This window comes from Variovorax sp. VRV01 (assembly GCF_014852545.1).
Lineage (GTDB): Bacteria > Pseudomonadota > Gammaproteobacteria > Burkholderiales > Burkholderiaceae_C > Variovorax > Variovorax beijingensis_A.
In genome coordinates this window covers 46,204-61,475 of sequence record NZ_JACVBS010000002.1, presented here as the reverse complement: position 1 = coordinate 61,475, position 15,272 = coordinate 46,204, and the positions used below count along the sequence as shown (strand labels likewise).

The following is a 15,272-nucleotide window of genomic DNA, read 5'->3' as shown; positions in this document are numbered from 1 at the left end:
GAGGCCAATATAGAAGTCGGCCGCTGCGAAGCGGTAGGACGCCTTGCGAAGCGGTCGTAAGCACATGCTGACGCTGCCCGCGCGTGCGGGCATGCATCGGCGGGGGCGTCGGCGGTGCCTCCGGCGGGCTTGGGCGCACGTCCTACCGGCGCGGACGATGCGGCGCCCACACTGCGGCAAGAGCGACTGACAGGAGATCGCCATGCAAAGGCTTCACGCGTTGTTCGCCGCCGCGCTGCTGTGGGCGGCGATGATCATTCCGGCGGGTGCGCAGACTTCGCCGCCGCATCCGGCCGAGATCGATCCGGCCATCGTCGAATACGGCGCTGCGCGGGAGCGGATCGGCGCCAACCTGAAGGCCGCGCTGGAACAGTGCGAGAAACAGGTCGAGCCCGCCAGGGCGGTCTGCATCAAGGAAGCGCAGGGCCGCCAGAGGATTGCACTTGCCGAACTCGACCACCAGCGCAGCCCCAGCGACGCCAATGCCCGCAGGCTCGCCGAAACGCGGGTGGCGGTGAACTACGAGATTGCCAGGGAGAAGTGCAACGAGCGGCAGGACGGCGACAAGGCCGCATGCCTGTCGCGCGCGAGCGAGGAAGAATCGAAGGCCAGGGCGGGCATCAAGACCGGGCAGTAGCAGGAGAGAAGGCTCGTCACGCTGTCGCGCTGGCCCAGTATTCCCGCATGGTGGCCCTGATGGTCCGCATGGCTTCGGGATCCCCCTGCCACAGGGCCAGCAGGTAGGCCTTGGCCTGGGCGAGCGAGACATCGGGCGGCAGCGGCGGCACGGCGGAATCGGTGACCATCTCCAGCAGCATCGGGCGGTCGGCCGCAAAGGCGGCGTCCCATGCCGGGCCGACGGCTTCGGGCGTGTCGACGCGCAGGGCCGCAAGCCCGAGCATCCCGGCGAAGCGCGCATAGGGAAAGTCGGGCAGCTCCTGCGAGGCGTTGAACTTCGGATCCCCGCCGAGCACGCGCTGCTCCCAGCTCACGAGGTTGAGGTCGCGGTTGTTCAGCACCATGACCACGAGGCGCGGGTCGGCCCAGCCGCGCCACATGCGCGCCAGGGTGATGAGCGCATTGAGGCCGTTCATCTGCATGGCGCCGTCGCCCAGCATCGCGACCACGGGCCGGTCGGGATGCACCAGCTTGGCCGCAATCGCATAGGGAAGCGCCGGGCCCATGGTGGCGAGGCCGCCGGACAGGCTGGCCTTCATGCCGCGGCGCAGCTTGACGTCGCGTGCGTACCAGTTGGCGGCCGTGCCGCTGTCGCAGGTGAGCACCGCTTCTTCGGGCAGGCGCGGCGACAGCTCCCAGAACACGCGCTGCGGATTGACCGGCGAGGCCTCCACATGGGCGCGCGCCTCGAGCACCCGCCACCAGCGCGCCACGTCGGCCTCGATGCCCTGGCGCCAGGCGCCGTGTTCCTTGTGATCGAGCAGCGGGAGCAGCGCCGCGAGCGTGGCACGGCTGTCGCCGACCAGGCCCAGTTCCGCGGGGTAGCGCAGCCCGATGGCGCGCGGGTCGGTGTCGATCTGCACGCAGCGGGCCTGGCCCTCGGGCGGCAGGAATTCGGCGTACGGAAACGACGAGCCCACCATCAGCAAGGTGTCGCAGTCCTCCATCATGCGCGAGCTGGGCCGCGTGCCGAGCACGCCGATGGCGCCGGTCACGAAGGGCAGGTCGTCGGGTACCGCCGCCTTGCCGAGGAGGGCCTTGGCAATGCCGGCCCCGAGCCGCTCGGCTGTATGGATCAGTTCGTCCGTGGCATGCAGGGCGCCTGCGCCCGCCAGGATGGCCACCTTGCCGCCCGCGTTGATGATGTCCGCCGCCTGCCCCAGCGCCGCGGCGTTCGGCACCGTGGCGCTGGCCGTGCTGCCGATGCCGCTGTGCACGGTGCCGTGCCTGCGCGGCGGCACCGGCACCGCCGGCAGCTCCTGCACGTCGTTGGGCACGATCACGCAGGTGACGGCGCGGCGGTCGCGCGCGATGCGCATCGCGCGATCGATCAGGTGGCGAACCTGCTCCGCGCTGGTGGCCATCTGCACGAACTCGTGCGCCACGTCCTTGAACAGCGAAACCAGGTCCACCTCCTGCTGGTAGTCGCCGCCGAGCGCGCTGCGCTGCTGCTGGCCGACGATGGCGACCACCGGCTGGCGGTCGAGCTTCGCGTCGTAGAGGCCATTCAGCAGGTGGATCGCGCCCGGTCCCGAGGTGGCCAGGCAGACGCCCACCTCGCCCGAGAACTTGGCATGCGCGCAGGCCATGAAGGCAGCCAGTTCCTCATGCCGGCTTTGTATGAATTCGATGGCGCCGTCCGCCCGGTCGAGCGCGCCCATGAGGCCGTTGATGCCGTCGCCGGGGTAGCCGTAGACGCGCCGCACGCCCCAGTCGTGCAGGCGCTGGACCACGAAATCGCTGACTGTCTTCTTCATCGAGGCTCCAATCCGTTGCCGGGGGGTGCCGGCGGCTGTTGTTTCATTCGTTGCGGATGACGCTGACCTTGCCGTCGCTCTCGAGCCGGGCGATGCGGACCTTGCCGAGATCGTCAACGCCTTCTTCGCGCAGCTTTCCCATCAGCTCGTCGACCGTGATGCGTTCTTTCCTGAGCGTGCGCGCGACCAGCCTGCCGTGCCGCACCAGCGGCTCGGGCGGTGGCTCCAGGAGCCGCGCGACGAGTTCGTAGCGGTAGGCGAGCACGTCGAGCAGGTAGTTCCAGGCGATCAGCGTGCCCAGCAGCGCCACGCCATTGGTGATGGACTTGTATTCGCCCTGCATCGCGCTGCTCGACGCATCGGCCACGAGCACGATGAACAGCAGGTCGGCCATGCTCATCGAGCCGATGTCGCGCCGCAGGACGAAACGGAAGACGATCAGCAGGAACCAGTAGACGGCGCTGCCGCGGATCACCATCTCCAGCAGCGGCTGGTCGGGGGAGAACAAGTCGGCCAGGTTCATATGTGCCCTTCGGCGGCGAGGGCGGCCACCTGCCGCGCGATGTTCCGCGCGCGTCGCGCCTGCGGATGTCGTTCAATCGGCCTCAGGCACCGTCGGCGCAATCCCACAATGGCCCTCGCCAGACTGCTCCCACGCACAAGGCCTGTGTCCTCCGACCCGCAGCGAGGACGGATCGCGCAGCATGAAACGCTCCTTCACGACCAGGAGAAAGCAATGCCAAGAGGTGACAAATCGTCCTATACGGACAAGCAGAAACGCAAGGCCGAGCACATCGAGGAAGGCTACGAGCATCGCGGCGTGGGCAAGGGCGAAGCCGAAAGGCGCGCCTGGGCCACCGTCAATGCCGAGACCGGCGGCGGCAAGAAGAGCGGCAGCGGCCGCGGCAAGGCGGAGAACCACGCGCCCTCGCGCAGCGGCGGCCACAAGGGCGGCGCCGCGGCAGCGTCCCGCACGGCCGCCGAACGATCGGCATCGGCGAAGAAGGCTGCGGCCACGCGCAAGCGCAACGCCGAGCGGCGCAGCGGCTGATCCCCGGCAAAACATGCGATGACGCGGGTCTCCGAACTGATGTCCCCGAACTGATGATCCGCGGCGGGTTCCGCCCGCCTACGGCGTGTGCACGAAGCACAGCTTGTGCCCTTCGGGATCCAGGCAGTAGGCGGCGTAGAAGTCTTCGGCATAGCGCGGCCGCAAGCCGGGCGGGCCGGCGTCCGTGGCGCCATGGGCCAGGGCACTTTTCCAGGCGACATCGACCGCCTCTCGCGAGGCGGCCAGAAAGCTCACCTGCGAGCCATTGGCGGCGGTGGCCGGTTCGCTGTTGAACGGACGGTCGATCACGAACTGCGGCCAACGCGCGCCCGGGTGCCGCCACAGCACGCCCGCCGGCCCGACGCGCGCGAGATCGGTGAAGCGCACCATGCCGAAGTGGCGCAGCACTTCGTCGTAGAAGTCTGTCATGCGGGGAAGGTCCTGCACGCCGAGCTGGATGTGCGCAAACATCAACGGTCGTCCTCGGGCCGCATCAGCGCTTCACGGGCAGGCGAATGCGCGGCCCGGGCGTGGTGGAGACGCGCAGCGCCTCCTGCGCCTGGCGCAGGAAGCGTTGGTTGCGTGCGCTCGTCTGCGAGGCGACGCAATCGCGCGGAACAATGGCCTGCAGGTCGCGCATGCCCGCGTCGGCCACGGTGGCCCAGATGCACTGGTCGCTCGCCACGCCGGTCACGATCAGCCGCCTGGCCTTCAGGTACGCGAGCAGCAGTTCGAGCGGCGTCGCGAAGAAGGCGGACTGCTTGGGCTTGAGCACGAAGTAGTCGGTCTCCTGGGGCAGCAGCGCCGAGGTGATCTCCGCACCGGCGCCCCCGGACGCCAGCGACAGTTCCACCAGCCTGGGAAAGTCCGAGCGCCAGCGTCCGCGGTTGTCGTTGACGTAGATGGCGGGCACCGCGGCGCGCGTGCAGCGCGCCTTCAGCGCCGCGATGCGCCCCGCAATGGCATGGGCGCCGGGCAACAGCTTTTCGGCGTCGGGAAAATCCCAGCAGCTGATCATGTCGATGATCAGGAGGGCCGTGTGGCCCGCGGCGGGAGCCGGTGCGAGGGCGGGGGGCTGCGAGCGGGAGCGGGGAGGCGCCATGGCGTCCCACCATTCCCAATGGCCGGCGCCGCGGCCGTAGGAAAGTCCCGCGTGGCGGCGAAAGTCGGTGCCACGCGCGCTGGTCGGGGCCGGCCGGGGCCGTTGCTCAGCAGGCTTGCGGCACGCCGTAGGCCGCGCGCACCTCGTCGAGCCGTGCTTGCGCGACCTCGAAGCATTCGGCCAATTGCTCCGGCGTGGCCGGCGGATAGCCGGCCGGCGGCTGCAGCGCATTGCCCAGCCGTTCCCAGGCGGCCTCCCAGGCCAGCTTGGCGAGCGCACGGGACTCCGGGTTGGAAGGAGCGGGCATGTTCGTCCTCGGTTGCGACGAAACGGAGTATGCGCCGGCGGAAGAAGGGCGGTTTAGCAGGCCGCGTAGGAGGCCTCTTTCACGACGACGCGCGTTATCCCGCCCCGCCGGGCCGAAACCTGTCCGACCATTGCTGCGAGGACGACGCCCGCTTGGGGCCTGCTGCAAAGAAGCCACAAGCTAGGCCCGTGCAGGAGGGCCTTCTGTAGGAGCCGGCCTCATCGAGATGCACGGATAGCCCCCATGCACCCAGCCAACCGTTCACAAGGAGTGCTCCCGATGAACAGATCCGCTTTCACCCGGCCTCTTGCCCTTGTCACCGGCGCTTCCTCCGGCATCCGCCTGGAGGCGCACCGCTAAGCCCGGGCCCATGCCATGGACACACTTTTCAGCTCGGGAGTCGCCCTCGTGGACACGGTCCTCAAGAGCACTGGCGGCAGCGTCGTGGTCTGGAGCGCGGATCCGCAGGCCTACGGCAGCGATCACGAACGGGCCACGCGCAGCAATTTCGCGCAGCGGCTCGCGGCGCTGAAGCAGTTCCGCTACGCGGGCGAATACGACGCCTCGCGCGCGCACGAGAACACGCCGCTGTACTTCGTGCCGAGCGACACCATCGCCAGCACGCAGCTGGCGCGCTCGCTCGGCATCTCGACGCTGCACGACCTGTTCGGCGGCGTGGTTCCGCACCCCTTCGTCGCCACCAAGGCGATCACGCACCCGCTGGTGGGCAGGGCGGCGGTCTGCCCCGAAGGATGGGAGCCGGCCTTCGCCCCTGCCGTGTCGCAGGCGGTGCTCGGCGGCTTTTCGGCGTTCTCGCTCGAAGACGCGCGATGGGCTGGGCGCCACCTGCTGGAAAGCGGCGCGGTGCGCATCAAGCCGGTGTGCGCCACCGGCGGGCGTGGCCAGGCCGTGGCCGCCGATGCCGATGCCCTGGACCGCTGCCTCGCGGCCATGGACGAGGGCGAGATTGCGCTGCACGGCGTGGTGCTCGAAGAAAACCTCGCCAGGCCGGAGACCTACAGCGTCGGGCAGGTGCTGGTCGACCAGATGATCCTGAGCTACTTCGGCCGCCAGCGGATGACGCGCGACAACACCGGCCAGAACGTCTACGGCGGCTCCGACCTGACGCTCGTGCGCGGCAACTTCGATGCGCTGCTGGCCATGACCAGCCCGCCGCCCGCGCTTTGCCTGGCCATCGACCAGGCGCGGCGCTACCACCATGCGGTGATCGACTGCTACCCCGGTTTCTTTGCCTCCCGCGTGAACTACGACGTGGCGCAGGGGCTGGGCGCGGACGGCGCCTGGCGCTCGGGCGTGCTCGAGCAGTCGTGGCGCGTGGGCGGCGCCACCGGGGCCGAAATGGTCGCGCTCGAATGCTTCTGGCGCGACCCGGCGCTCGAGCGCGTGCGCATCTCCTGCTTCGAGGCGTATGGTGAGGCGCCGGCGATCCCGGCGGGCGCAACGGTGCACTATCGCGGCGTCGATTCGCAGATCGGGCCGCTCGCCAAATACGCATTGTTCCAGCCATATGACAGCGACACGACATAACTTCATAGACATCTCCGTAGACGGCCAGCACATCGCCGGAACGCTGGTTGCCGCCTCCACGATGGTGCCCGGCGTTCTCCTGGTCCATGGCTGGGATGGCAGCCAGGAGCAGTACATCGCGCGCGCGCACGAGATTGCCGCGCTCGGCTGCGTCTGCCTCACCTTCGACCTGCGCGGCCATGCGCGCCATGCCTCATTGCGCCAGGAGGTCACGCGCGAGGACAACCTGCGCGACGTGCTCGCGGCCTACGACACGCTCATCAGCCATCCGACCGTCGACCCGCAGGCCATTGCCATCGTCGGCAGCAGCTACGGCGGCTACCTGGCGGCGCTGGTCAGCACCATGCGGCCGGTGCGCTGGCTCGCGCTGCGGGCGCCGGCGCTCTACCGCGACCGCGAGTGGCTCGCGCCCAAGGGCCAGCTGAGCAGGCCCGACCTCGTGGCCTATCGCCGCACCCTGGTGGGCCCGCGTGACAACCGGGCGCTCGCGGCCTGCGAGGCATTCACGGGCGACGTGCTGATCGTGGAGTCCGAGCACGACCAGATCGTGCCGCACCCGGTCATCGAGAACTACCTGGGTGCCTTCAAGCGCGTGCGCTCCGCGACCTACCGGGTCCTCTCCGGTGCCGACCATGCACTGTCGAAGCAGGCGCACCGCCAGGCCTATGGACAACTCCTGGTCTCCTGGATGACGGAAATGACGCTGGGTGCCCGGGCGACCGGCACCATGACGCGGCCCGTTTCCGCGAGTCCCGCATAGAAAGACAGGTTTCCCATGCAGACCCTCGCCCTGACCCTGAGCGAAAGACAACGCTCGACGCTGCGGACCGGCCTCGTCGCGGGAACGCTCGCAAGCATTGCCTCCACCGCCGCGCTGATGCTGTGCGGCCGGCGCGAGGCCGGTAGCATGGTGGCGCCGACCAACGCCACCAGCCACTGGCTCTGGGGCGACCAGGCCTTCGATGTGCGCGGCCCCACGCTGAAGCACACCGCGCTGGGCTACGCCACGCACCATGCGAGCGCCATCTTCTGGGCGCTGATCTATGGCTGGCTGCATGCCAGCCGGCATCCCGCGCAGTCGGCTCCCGCGGCGCTCGCGAGCGCCGGCGCCGCCACTGCGCTGGCCTGCGCGGTGGACTACACGATCACTCCGCACCGGCTCAGGCCGGGCTTCGAACACCACCTGTCCAAAGGCTCGATGGGGCTGGTCTACGGACTCTTCGCCGTGGGCCTGGCGGCCGGATGCCTGCTGACCCAGCGCCGTACCGCGCACGAGTAGTGCCGTACCGCGCACGAGTAGTGCGCCTTGCTACGCGCACTCAGGCAGCTTTCCTACGCCGCCGCGCCGGCGGCCCTTTCATCGTTCGGCTTCCATCAACCCAACCGGAGCCCACGATGCCCAACTCCACCAAGCGCGCAGCACCCGATGCATGCAGCCTTCTCGATACCGACCACCGCAACGTCAAGAAGATGTTCAAGGAGTACGAGGAACTGACCCATTCGCGCGCTGCCGACGTGCAGCAGAAGAAGCGCGAACTCGCCAACCAGATCTGTACCGAGCTGACCGTTCATGCGCAGATCGAGGAAGAAATCTTCTACCCGGCCGTGCGCGAGGCGATCAGCGAAACCGATCTTCTCGACGAAGCCGAGGTCGAGCACGCCAGCGCCAAGGAACTGATCGCGCAGATCGAGGCCGCCACCGAGGTGGACGACAAGTTCGATGCCAAGGTCATCGTGCTGGGCGAATACATCGACCACCATGTGAAGGAAGAGCGCAACGAGATCTTCGTCAAGGCACGCGCCGCCAGGGGGCTCGACCTGATGGCCATGCGCGAGCAACTCGCCGCGCGCAAGGAAGAGCTCATGGAAGAACTCACCGCAGCCGCCTGACCGACCGCACGCAACCTGCGACGGCCCAGCCCGGCGCACCCGTGGAACCGGCTTTGCCGGGGCGACCGGTTGCCAGGCCGCGCACCGGCGAGATCGCGCTCGACATGGGCCGTGCGGCATCCGGCAACACGGCTGCGATCGCAGGGGTCGGGCTGGCTGCGGCCGGGCTGCTGCTCGCGCGGCGTTCCGGCCATCTGCGCTGGCATCAGGCGCGCGCCTGAGCGCGCCGGTGCCTGCCATGCGACAGCGGTGCCAGGAGGAAGGAGACACCGTCCCATGCCCGAAGACACCCGCATTCGCTTGCCCGCCGCGCCCGAATCCGCGCGCGCCGCATTCCAGGCGCCGGATCCGCCCGCCTGAGGCGGCGATGGCCCCGGTGGGGCCAAGACCGCTACAGCAGGTCCCGCAGCCGGTAGTACATCATCCCCAGCACCAGCGCGGGTGTGCGCAGCAGGGTGCCGCCCGGAAAGGCGTGGTGGCCGATGCGCGCGAACAGGTCGAAGCGTTCCGCCTGGCCCGCGATGGCCTCCGCCGCCAGCTTGCCCGCCATGCCCGTGAGGGCCAGGCCGTGGCCCGAGAAGCCCTGCAGGTAGTAGATGTTGGTTCCGATGCGCCCGAAGTCGGGGGCCTTGTTCATCGTGATGTCGACGAAGCCGCCCCAGGCGTGGTCGATGCCCAGGTCGGCAAGCTGCGGAAACACCGCGAGCATGCTCTTGCGGATCTTCTCGATGAGGTTGCGCGGCGTCCGCGCGCTGTAGCTGTCGCCCGAGCCGAACAGCAGCCGGTGGTCGGCGCTCAGCCGGAAGTAGTCGAGCACGAAGTTCGTGTCCGACGCGGCCGGCCTGCCGCGCATGAGCGCATCGGCGCGCGCCGGCTCCATCGGCTCGGTCGCGATCATGTAGGTGCCCACGGGCATGATGCGAGACGACACCTCGGGCGCCACGTCGTCGCCGTACTCCGCCAGGTAGACGTTGCCCGCCAGCACCACGAAGCTGCAGCGCACCTCGCCCTGCGCGGTCTTGACGACGGGCCGCGCGCCGCGCTCGATCACCTGCGCGGCCGAGTTCTCGTGCAGCTGCGCGCCGGCCGCGCGCGCCGCGGAGGCGAGGCCCAGCGAATACTTCAGCGGATGCAGATGGCCCGAGCGGGCATCGAAGGTGCCGCCGTCGAAGCGCTTGCTGTCCACCCATTGCGCCACCTCGCCGGGCCCGAGCCACTGCAGCGGATAGCCGTGCACGCGGCCCACATGCTCCATCCATTCGCGCAGCGCGCGCGACTTCGCGGGCTTGACCGACAGGTTCAGGTAGCCGGCCTGCCAGTCGCAGTCGATCGCGTGGCTCGCGATGCGGTCCTGCAGCAGGTCCAGGCCCTCGACCGAGATGTTCCAGGCGCGGTGCGCGTCCTCGGGCGTGAACTGCTTTTCGAGGGCCTCTTCGCCGTCGGCGCCGAAGCCCACGATCACCTGGCCGCCGTTGCGGCCCGAGGCGCCCCAGCCCACGCGCTGCGCCTCGAGCAGCACCACCGCGTAGCCGCGCAAGGCGAGCTCGAGCGCGGCCGACAGCCCCGCGAGCCCGCCGCCCACCACGCAGACATCGGCGGTGGCAATGCCTTCGAGCGGGCGCGCAGGCTCGAAGCGCGCCGCCCGCTGCACGCTGGCTTCGTAGTAGGAGTTCTCGACGACGCCGAGTTCTTTGCGCAGCAGCAATCAGGCCACCCGGAAGTTGATGAACTGCCAGGGGTCGTCTTCATCCTTCTCCTCATTGAAGAGCGGGCACCGTTCCTTCAGCGGCGTCCAGTCGCCATACACGCCCGCCACTTCGCCGAGGTAGGGCATGGCGGCTTCCAGCACCACGCGGTGATCCAGGTCGTCCGGCTCCACCAGGCCGGCATCGGGATGGCGCAGCGCCCACGACATCCCGCCCAGGATGCCGGCCACCACCTGCAGGCTGGTGGCGCTGTTGGCGGGCGCCAGCTCGCGCGCCTGCGCGATGGTGAGCCGCGAGCCGTACCAGTAGGCGCCCTTGGGATTGCCCATCAGCAGCACGCCGAGTTCGTCCATGCCTTCGACGATCTCGTCGCGCACGATCCTCTGGCGGTGCTGCAGCCGCCAGTTCTTTCCCGCCATCTCGTGCAGCGAGAGCACGGCATCGTCGCAGGGGTGGTAGGCATAGTGCACCGTGGGGCGGTACACCACCTCGCCGTCCTTGCGCAGCGTCAGGTGGTCGGCAATGGAAATCGATTCGGCATGCGTCACCAGGAAGCCGTGGTACGGACCCTCCAGCGGCGTCCAGCTGCGCACCCGCGTGCCGACGCCGGGGCGCTCAAGGTAGATGGCCGCGTCGCTGCCGAAGCCGTGCCGCGCGGCATCGGCCGGCCAGTGCCGCTCGTGCGTTCCCCAGCCCAGCTCGGCGGGCTGCAGGCCCTCGTCGACGAAGCCCTGCACCGACCAGGTGTTGACGAATTCGCCGCGTTGCTTTCGCTGTTTCGCAACCTGGGTGTCGCGTTCGGCGATGTGCACCACCTTGATGCCGAGCTGCTGCGCGAGTGCCGCCCAGTCTTCGTAGCTCGCGGGCATGGCTTCGAGCTCGGCATGCGTGTCGGCCGCGATGTTCAGCAGTGCCTGCTTGAGCAGCGCCGAGACCAGTCCCGGGTTCGCACCCTGTGTGATCACCGCCGTCGGCCCGCCGCGCTTGTCGAGGCGCCAGGCCAGCACCTCCTCGCGCAGGCTGTAGTTCGAGCGGCGCGAAGGCGGAAGGCCGGGGTCGTCGTAGCGGCCGCCCCAGGGCTCGTTGCAGGTGTCCAGGTAGAGCGCGCTGCGTTCGCGGCAGAGCTTGATGAGCGCCAGGCTCGACACCTCGACCGAAAGGTTGACCAGGAAGTCGCCCTTGTCCACCAGGGGCTCCAGCACGGCGGCGAAGTTGCCTTCCTCGAGCCGCACCGGAATGACCTCGACGCCCAGCTCCCTCGCCAGGCCGCTGCGGTCCTCGCCCGGCTTCACGATCCTGACGTCGGCCGGCTTGAGTGCGAAATGGCGGAACAGCAAAGGCAGCAGCGCCTGGCCGATGGAGCCGAAGCCGATCATCGTGAGCCTGCCGTCCAGGCGAGCCAGCGGTTCATTCTTCTTCGTCATCCGTCACCTCTCTGAGTCGCGCCCGACGGGCCGGCCTCGTCGGTTCCTCGCGGGAATGTGGCGCGCTCGCGCCGGCGGATGCGTCAGCTCGCCTTTGCCGATGGTGTAGGAGGACTCCATGAGCGGAGTTTTCGCCCGGAGCCGTGGTAGAAACCGGCCACCCTGCGCACGTCGCGCATTGCATCGAACCGATGGCAGAAGACTTTTCCCTCAATCCACGACATCACGTCATGCCGACCGGCCCCGGCTCCCGCCTGGCGCGTGCGTCCTGGCTGCTGCTGCTCGGCCTGGCCCTGCTGTTCATGGGCGGCTGCGCGGGGCTGCCGGCCGGCGTGGAGCGCAAGCCATCGGTGGCCATCACCGATGGCGCCGACACCATGCTCGGGCGCCTGGTGGCGGCGGCCTCGCCGCCGGGGCAGGGGCTGAGCGGCTTCCGTCTGCTGCCGATGCCGCAGTATTCGCTGCATGCGCGCGTCGAGCTCGCGCGGCGCGCCCAGCGCTCGATCGACGTGCAGTACTACCTGGTGCAGAACGACGAAACCGGCCACTACCTGCTGCGCACGCTGGGCGACGCGGCCGACCGCGGCGTGCGCGTGCGCCTGCTGGTGGACGACCTCTACACCGCGGGCGCCGATCCGCTGTTCGCGGGCTTCGCGGCGCATCCGAACGTGGAGGTGCGCTTCTTCAATCCGTTTCCGGCCGGCCGCGGCCTGCTGGGCACGCGCTGGGCGGCGTCGCTGCTCGACTTCGACCGCGTGCACCGGCGCATGCACAACAAGCTCTTCGTGGTGGACAACTCGATGGCGGTCATGGGCGGGCGCAACATCGCCAACGAATACTTCCTGCGCGATGGCGGCTCCAACTTCATCGACATCGATACGCTGGTAGCCGGCACGGTCGTGCCGCGGTTGTCGTCGCTGTTCGATATGTACTGGAACAGCCCGTACGTCTATCCGATCGAGTCGCTGGTCTCCAATGGCGGGGCCACGCCGCAGCAGCTGCGCGAGCGCTTCGAGCAGATGACCGCCGGACCGGACACGCTGCATCCCGAGCCGCTGACCTCCACCGACCTGCTGGGCAACAACGCGCTCGGCAAGGACCTGGGCGAGGGCGCACTGTCGCTCGTCTGGGCGCGCGCCGAAGCCTATGCCGACGCGCCCGCCAAGGCACTGGGCCCCCCGGAAGCCCGCGGACTGCCGGCCGACGAATCGACCGACAGCGTGCTCTACAACGTGCGGCGCTACCTGCGCGGCGCGCAACAGGAGATCCTGCAGACCACGCCCTACCTGATTCCGGGCCGCGGCGGCATGGAGACGATCCGCCTCGTGCGGCAGCGCGGCGTGAGCTACACCATCGTCACCAATTCGCTGGCCGCCACCGACGAATCGCTGGTGCACATCGGCTACCGCCGCTACCGGCCCGAGATGCTTGCGCTGGGCGTGGAGCTCTACGAGCTGAGCCCCAAGCGCGTCGAGCAGACCAGGCGCTTCGGCATCTACGGCTCGGCCAGCGGCCGGCTGCATGGAAAGTCGGCCGTGGTCGACCGCAGCATGGTGTTCATCGGCTCGATGAATTTCGATCCGCGCTCGATGCTGCACAACACCGAGATCGGCCTGTTCATCTTCAGCCCGCAGATTGCCCAGCAGCTCACCAGCCTGATCGGCTTCATCCGGCTGGACGGTGCCTACCAGCTGCAGCTGGGGCCGCGCGGCGGCATCGAATGGGTGAGCCCGGCGACGGGCGACGGCGCCGACACCATCCTGCATGTGGAGCCGGAAACGGATTTCTGGTCGCGCTGGAAGCTGGAGCTATTCGCGCCGCTGGTGCCCGAGAGCCTGCTGTAGGCCGCGCGTCGGCGGCCCGTGCAGGTGCTATTGCTGCAGGCGACCGCTCAAATAGGGCTCGGGGTCGACGGCGGTGCCGTTCTTGCGGATCTCGAAATGCAGCTTCACGCGGTCGGCTTCGCTCTTGCCCATTTCGGCGATCTTCTGGCCTTGCCGGACCACCGCGTTTTCCTTCACGAGGATGGTCTGCGCATGGGCGTAGGCGGTAAGAAAAGTCTCGTTGTGCTTGATGATGACCATGTTGCCGTAGCTGCGCAGCTCGCCGCCCACGTACACCACGCGGCCGTCCGCCGAGGCCACGATGGGGTCGCCCAGGTTGCCGGCAATGTCGAGCCCCTTGTTGCGCACGCCGTCGAAGCGGGCAATGGTGGTGCCGGCGGCGGGCCGGATGAACATGGCCTGGGGCTGCTGCACGGGCGGCGGAATGGTCACGCCGGGCCGCGCCGGCGGCTGCGGCGTGGTGCAGGCGGCCAGGCCGGCGGCCAGCAGAAGCGCGGCGCCGGTACGAAAGGCAAAAGTCTGGAGGTGCATGGCTCTTTTGGAACGAATTCGTTGCTGAGGGTTCCCGCGGTCGGCGCGCCGGGCGAGCCACCTAGGGCCTGTTCACACTACTAACGGAGATCGCGTTGTTCGGCAAAGGGGCGGGCTGCAAGGCGCCTGTGCGCAGCAAGGCTCACTCCTTGCAAGCGCAGGCAACGCCGCAGACGGCCCCTTTGCCGAACAACCCGAAGGGAAGGCATGCCAAAGCGGCCAACTCCGCGTTGCACTTCTTGCGTGTGCCGACGCACACGCGGCGTCGTGCGCCTTGATTTGTCCGCTTTGGCATGCCTTCGCGACTCCGTTAGTAGTGTGAACAGGCCCTGCCCATGCTAGCAAACTCGGCCGGACCCGGATCTACTTGAGCGGGATCGGCGTGCCGCGGTCGATCGGCACCGCCGTCACGCTGTTCTTCGGCGAACCTTCGATCAGCAGGTCGGAGTACGTGAGATAGACCAGCGTGTTGCGCCTGGCGTCGACCATGCGCACCACGCGCAGCCGCTTGAACAGGATGGACAGCCGCTCGCTGTAGACCTCTTCGCGCTTGGGCAGGGGCTGCGTGATGCTGACCGGCCCGACCTGGCGGCAGGCAATGGAGGCTTCTGACTTGTCCTCCGCCACGCCGAAGGCACCCGCCAGTCCGCCCGTCTTGGCGCGCGAGACGTAGCAGGTCACGCCATTGACCTTGGGGTCGTCGTAGGCCTCCACCACGATCTTGTGGTCGGGGCCGATGAGCTTGAACGCGGTGTCCACGTCGCCCACCGTTTCCGCATGCGAGGCCGAGGCCAGCGCAAGGCCCAGCAGCGCCATGCCGCATGCGAAGGCGCCGCGAAGGAGGAGGGGAGCGCGGGGGGCCTGGGTCATGGGTGTTGTTTCAAACGATGCTGAGCTCGTGCACGCGGTCGAAGCTGCCGCGCCGCCGGTCCTCGAAGAAGTGTTCCAGCGCCTCGCGCACCGTGCGAAAGGCGATCTCTTCCCAGGGAATCTCTTCCTCGGTGAAGAGCCGGGCCTCGATGGTTTCGTGGCCGGGGTCGAAGCGGTCGTCGAGCAGGCGGGCGCGGTAGAACAGGTGCACCTGGCCCACGCGCACCACGCTGATCACCGCGAACAGGCCTTGCATCTCGTAGTGGGCGCCGGCCTCTTCGTCGGTCTCGCGGGCCGCGCCTTGGGCCGCGGTCTCGCCCAGCTCCATGAAGCCCGCGGGCAGCGTCCACTTGCCCCAGCGCGGCTCGATGTTGCGCTTGCACAGCAGCACCTTGTCGCCGAGCACGGGAATGGTGCCCACCACGTTCAGCGGGTTCTCGTAATGGATGGTGCTGCAGGCCGGGCAGACGGCGCGCTCCTTGGTGTCGCCGTCGTCGGGAACGCGGTAGACCACTGCGGTGCCGCAGTTCTTGCAGTGCTTGATGGGTACGCGCAGGATCATGG

Annotated in this window: 18 protein-coding genes; 8 read left to right on the top strand and 10 right to left on the bottom strand. The window is 68.8% G+C overall.

Translation table 11 applies throughout. The features are described 5' to 3' along the window. The first annotated feature begins 202 nt into the window (after nucleotides 1-202). Complete coding sequence (locus tag IB278_RS03990) at nucleotides 203-637, top strand: hypothetical protein (RefSeq protein WP_145743204.1); 435 nt, start codon at nucleotides 203-205, stop codon at nucleotides 635-637. Nucleotides 638-653: 16 nt separating this feature from the next. On the opposite strand, the gene IB278_RS03985 is transcribed toward IB278_RS03990, so the two are convergent. Together IB278_RS03985 and IB278_RS03980 are read right to left on the bottom strand one after the other, a co-directional pair. After that, a complete protein-coding gene (locus IB278_RS03985; protein ID WP_192322692.1) occupies nucleotides 654-2,435 on the bottom strand; it encodes a thiamine pyrophosphate-requiring protein in 1,782 nt (593 codons plus the stop codon). 43 nt (nucleotides 2,436-2,478) lie between these two features. Next, complete coding sequence (locus IB278_RS03980) at nucleotides 2,479-2,958, bottom strand: DUF421 domain-containing protein (protein WP_192322691.1); 480 nt, start codon at nucleotides 2,956-2,958, stop codon at nucleotides 2,479-2,481. 213 nt (nucleotides 2,959-3,171) lie between these two features. Between IB278_RS03980 and IB278_RS03975 the strand changes: the two genes are divergently transcribed. After that, nucleotides 3,172-3,486, top strand: a complete 315-nt coding sequence (locus tag IB278_RS03975) for a plasmid stabilization protein (protein WP_145743210.1) — start codon at nucleotides 3,172-3,174, stop codon at nucleotides 3,484-3,486. 78 nt (nucleotides 3,487-3,564) lie between these two features. Here IB278_RS03975 and IB278_RS03970 read toward each other — a convergent pair whose 3' ends face one another. From IB278_RS03970 to IB278_RS03960, 3 genes are all read right to left on the bottom strand, one after another. After that, nucleotides 3,565-3,957 carry a VOC family protein gene (locus IB278_RS03970; protein WP_192322690.1) on the bottom strand — a complete coding sequence of 131 codons (393 nt, stop codon included), beginning with the start codon at nucleotides 3,955-3,957 and terminating at the stop codon, nucleotides 3,565-3,567. Between the two features lie 22 nt (nucleotides 3,958-3,979). Next, entirely contained in the window at nucleotides 3,980-4,588 is a 609-nt protein-coding gene (locus IB278_RS03965; protein WP_192322689.1) for an isochorismatase family cysteine hydrolase, read from the bottom strand. Nucleotides 4,589-4,694: 106 nt separating this feature from the next. Next, nucleotides 4,695-4,895 carry a hypothetical protein gene (locus IB278_RS03960; protein ID WP_192322688.1) on the bottom strand — a complete coding sequence of 67 codons (201 nt, stop codon included), beginning with the start codon at nucleotides 4,893-4,895 and terminating at the stop codon, nucleotides 4,695-4,697. A 408-nt stretch (nucleotides 4,896-5,303) separates the two neighbouring features. Between IB278_RS03960 and IB278_RS03955 the strand changes: the two genes are divergently transcribed. From IB278_RS03955 to IB278_RS03935, 5 genes are all read left to right on the top strand, one after another. Further along, nucleotides 5,304-6,443 carry a DUF3182 family protein gene (locus IB278_RS03955; RefSeq protein ID WP_307697495.1) on the top strand — a complete coding sequence of 380 codons (1,140 nt, stop codon included), beginning with the start codon at nucleotides 5,304-5,306 and terminating at the stop codon, nucleotides 6,441-6,443. Continuing rightward, nucleotides 6,424-7,203 (top strand): alpha/beta hydrolase family protein, encoded by a 780-nt coding sequence (locus IB278_RS03950; RefSeq protein WP_145743219.1) that lies wholly within the window; start codon nucleotides 6,424-6,426, stop codon nucleotides 7,201-7,203. The genes IB278_RS03955 and IB278_RS03950 overlap by 20 nt, the downstream gene beginning before the upstream one ends. A 15-nt stretch (nucleotides 7,204-7,218) precedes the next feature. After that, entirely contained in the window at nucleotides 7,219-7,722 is a 504-nt protein-coding gene (locus tag IB278_RS03945) for a hypothetical protein (RefSeq protein ID WP_192322686.1), read from the top strand. Between the two features lie 116 nt (nucleotides 7,723-7,838). Then, nucleotides 7,839-8,333 (top strand): hemerythrin domain-containing protein, encoded by a 495-nt coding sequence (locus IB278_RS03940; RefSeq protein WP_192322685.1) that lies wholly within the window; start codon nucleotides 7,839-7,841, stop codon nucleotides 8,331-8,333. A 41-nt stretch (nucleotides 8,334-8,374) separates the two neighbouring features. Then, complete coding sequence (locus tag IB278_RS03935) at nucleotides 8,375-8,554, top strand: hypothetical protein (protein ID WP_225612707.1); 180 nt, start codon at nucleotides 8,375-8,377, stop codon at nucleotides 8,552-8,554. A 170-nt stretch (nucleotides 8,555-8,724) separates the two neighbouring features. On the opposite strand, the gene IB278_RS03930 is transcribed toward IB278_RS03935, so the two are convergent. After that, nucleotides 8,725-10,038, bottom strand: coding sequence for an NAD(P)/FAD-dependent oxidoreductase (locus IB278_RS03930; RefSeq protein ID WP_192322683.1), 1,314 nt, complete (start codon nucleotides 10,036-10,038; stop codon nucleotides 8,725-8,727). Continuing rightward, nucleotides 10,039-11,463 (bottom strand): homospermidine synthase, encoded by a 1,425-nt coding sequence (locus IB278_RS03925; protein ID WP_192322682.1) that lies wholly within the window; start codon nucleotides 11,461-11,463, stop codon nucleotides 10,039-10,041. Nucleotides 11,464-11,693: 230 nt separating this feature from the next. Here IB278_RS03925 and IB278_RS03920 point away from each other — a divergent pair, with 230 nt between their 5' ends. Continuing rightward, entirely contained in the window at nucleotides 11,694-13,307 is a 1,614-nt protein-coding gene (locus tag IB278_RS03920) for a phospholipase D family protein (RefSeq protein WP_225612706.1), read from the top strand. 27 nt (nucleotides 13,308-13,334) lie between these two features. Here IB278_RS03920 and IB278_RS03915 read toward each other — a convergent pair whose 3' ends face one another. The 3 genes from IB278_RS03915 to IB278_RS03905 form a co-directional block, all read right to left on the bottom strand. Beyond that, a complete protein-coding gene (locus tag IB278_RS03915) occupies nucleotides 13,335-13,838 on the bottom strand; it encodes a murein hydrolase activator EnvC family protein (RefSeq protein WP_192322680.1) in 504 nt (167 codons plus the stop codon). Between the two features lie 363 nt (nucleotides 13,839-14,201). After that, on the bottom strand, nucleotides 14,202-14,708 hold the full coding sequence (locus IB278_RS03910) for a CreA family protein (RefSeq protein WP_192322679.1): 507 nt from the start codon (nucleotides 14,706-14,708) through the stop codon (nucleotides 14,202-14,204). Nucleotides 14,709-14,718: 10 nt separating this feature from the next. Beyond that, the gene (locus IB278_RS03905) at nucleotides 14,719-15,270 is read right to left on the bottom strand and encodes an NUDIX hydrolase (protein WP_055804497.1); all 552 of its coding nucleotides are present in this window, start codon (nucleotides 15,268-15,270) and stop codon (nucleotides 14,719-14,721) included. Nucleotides 15,271-15,272: the final 2 nt, after the last annotated feature.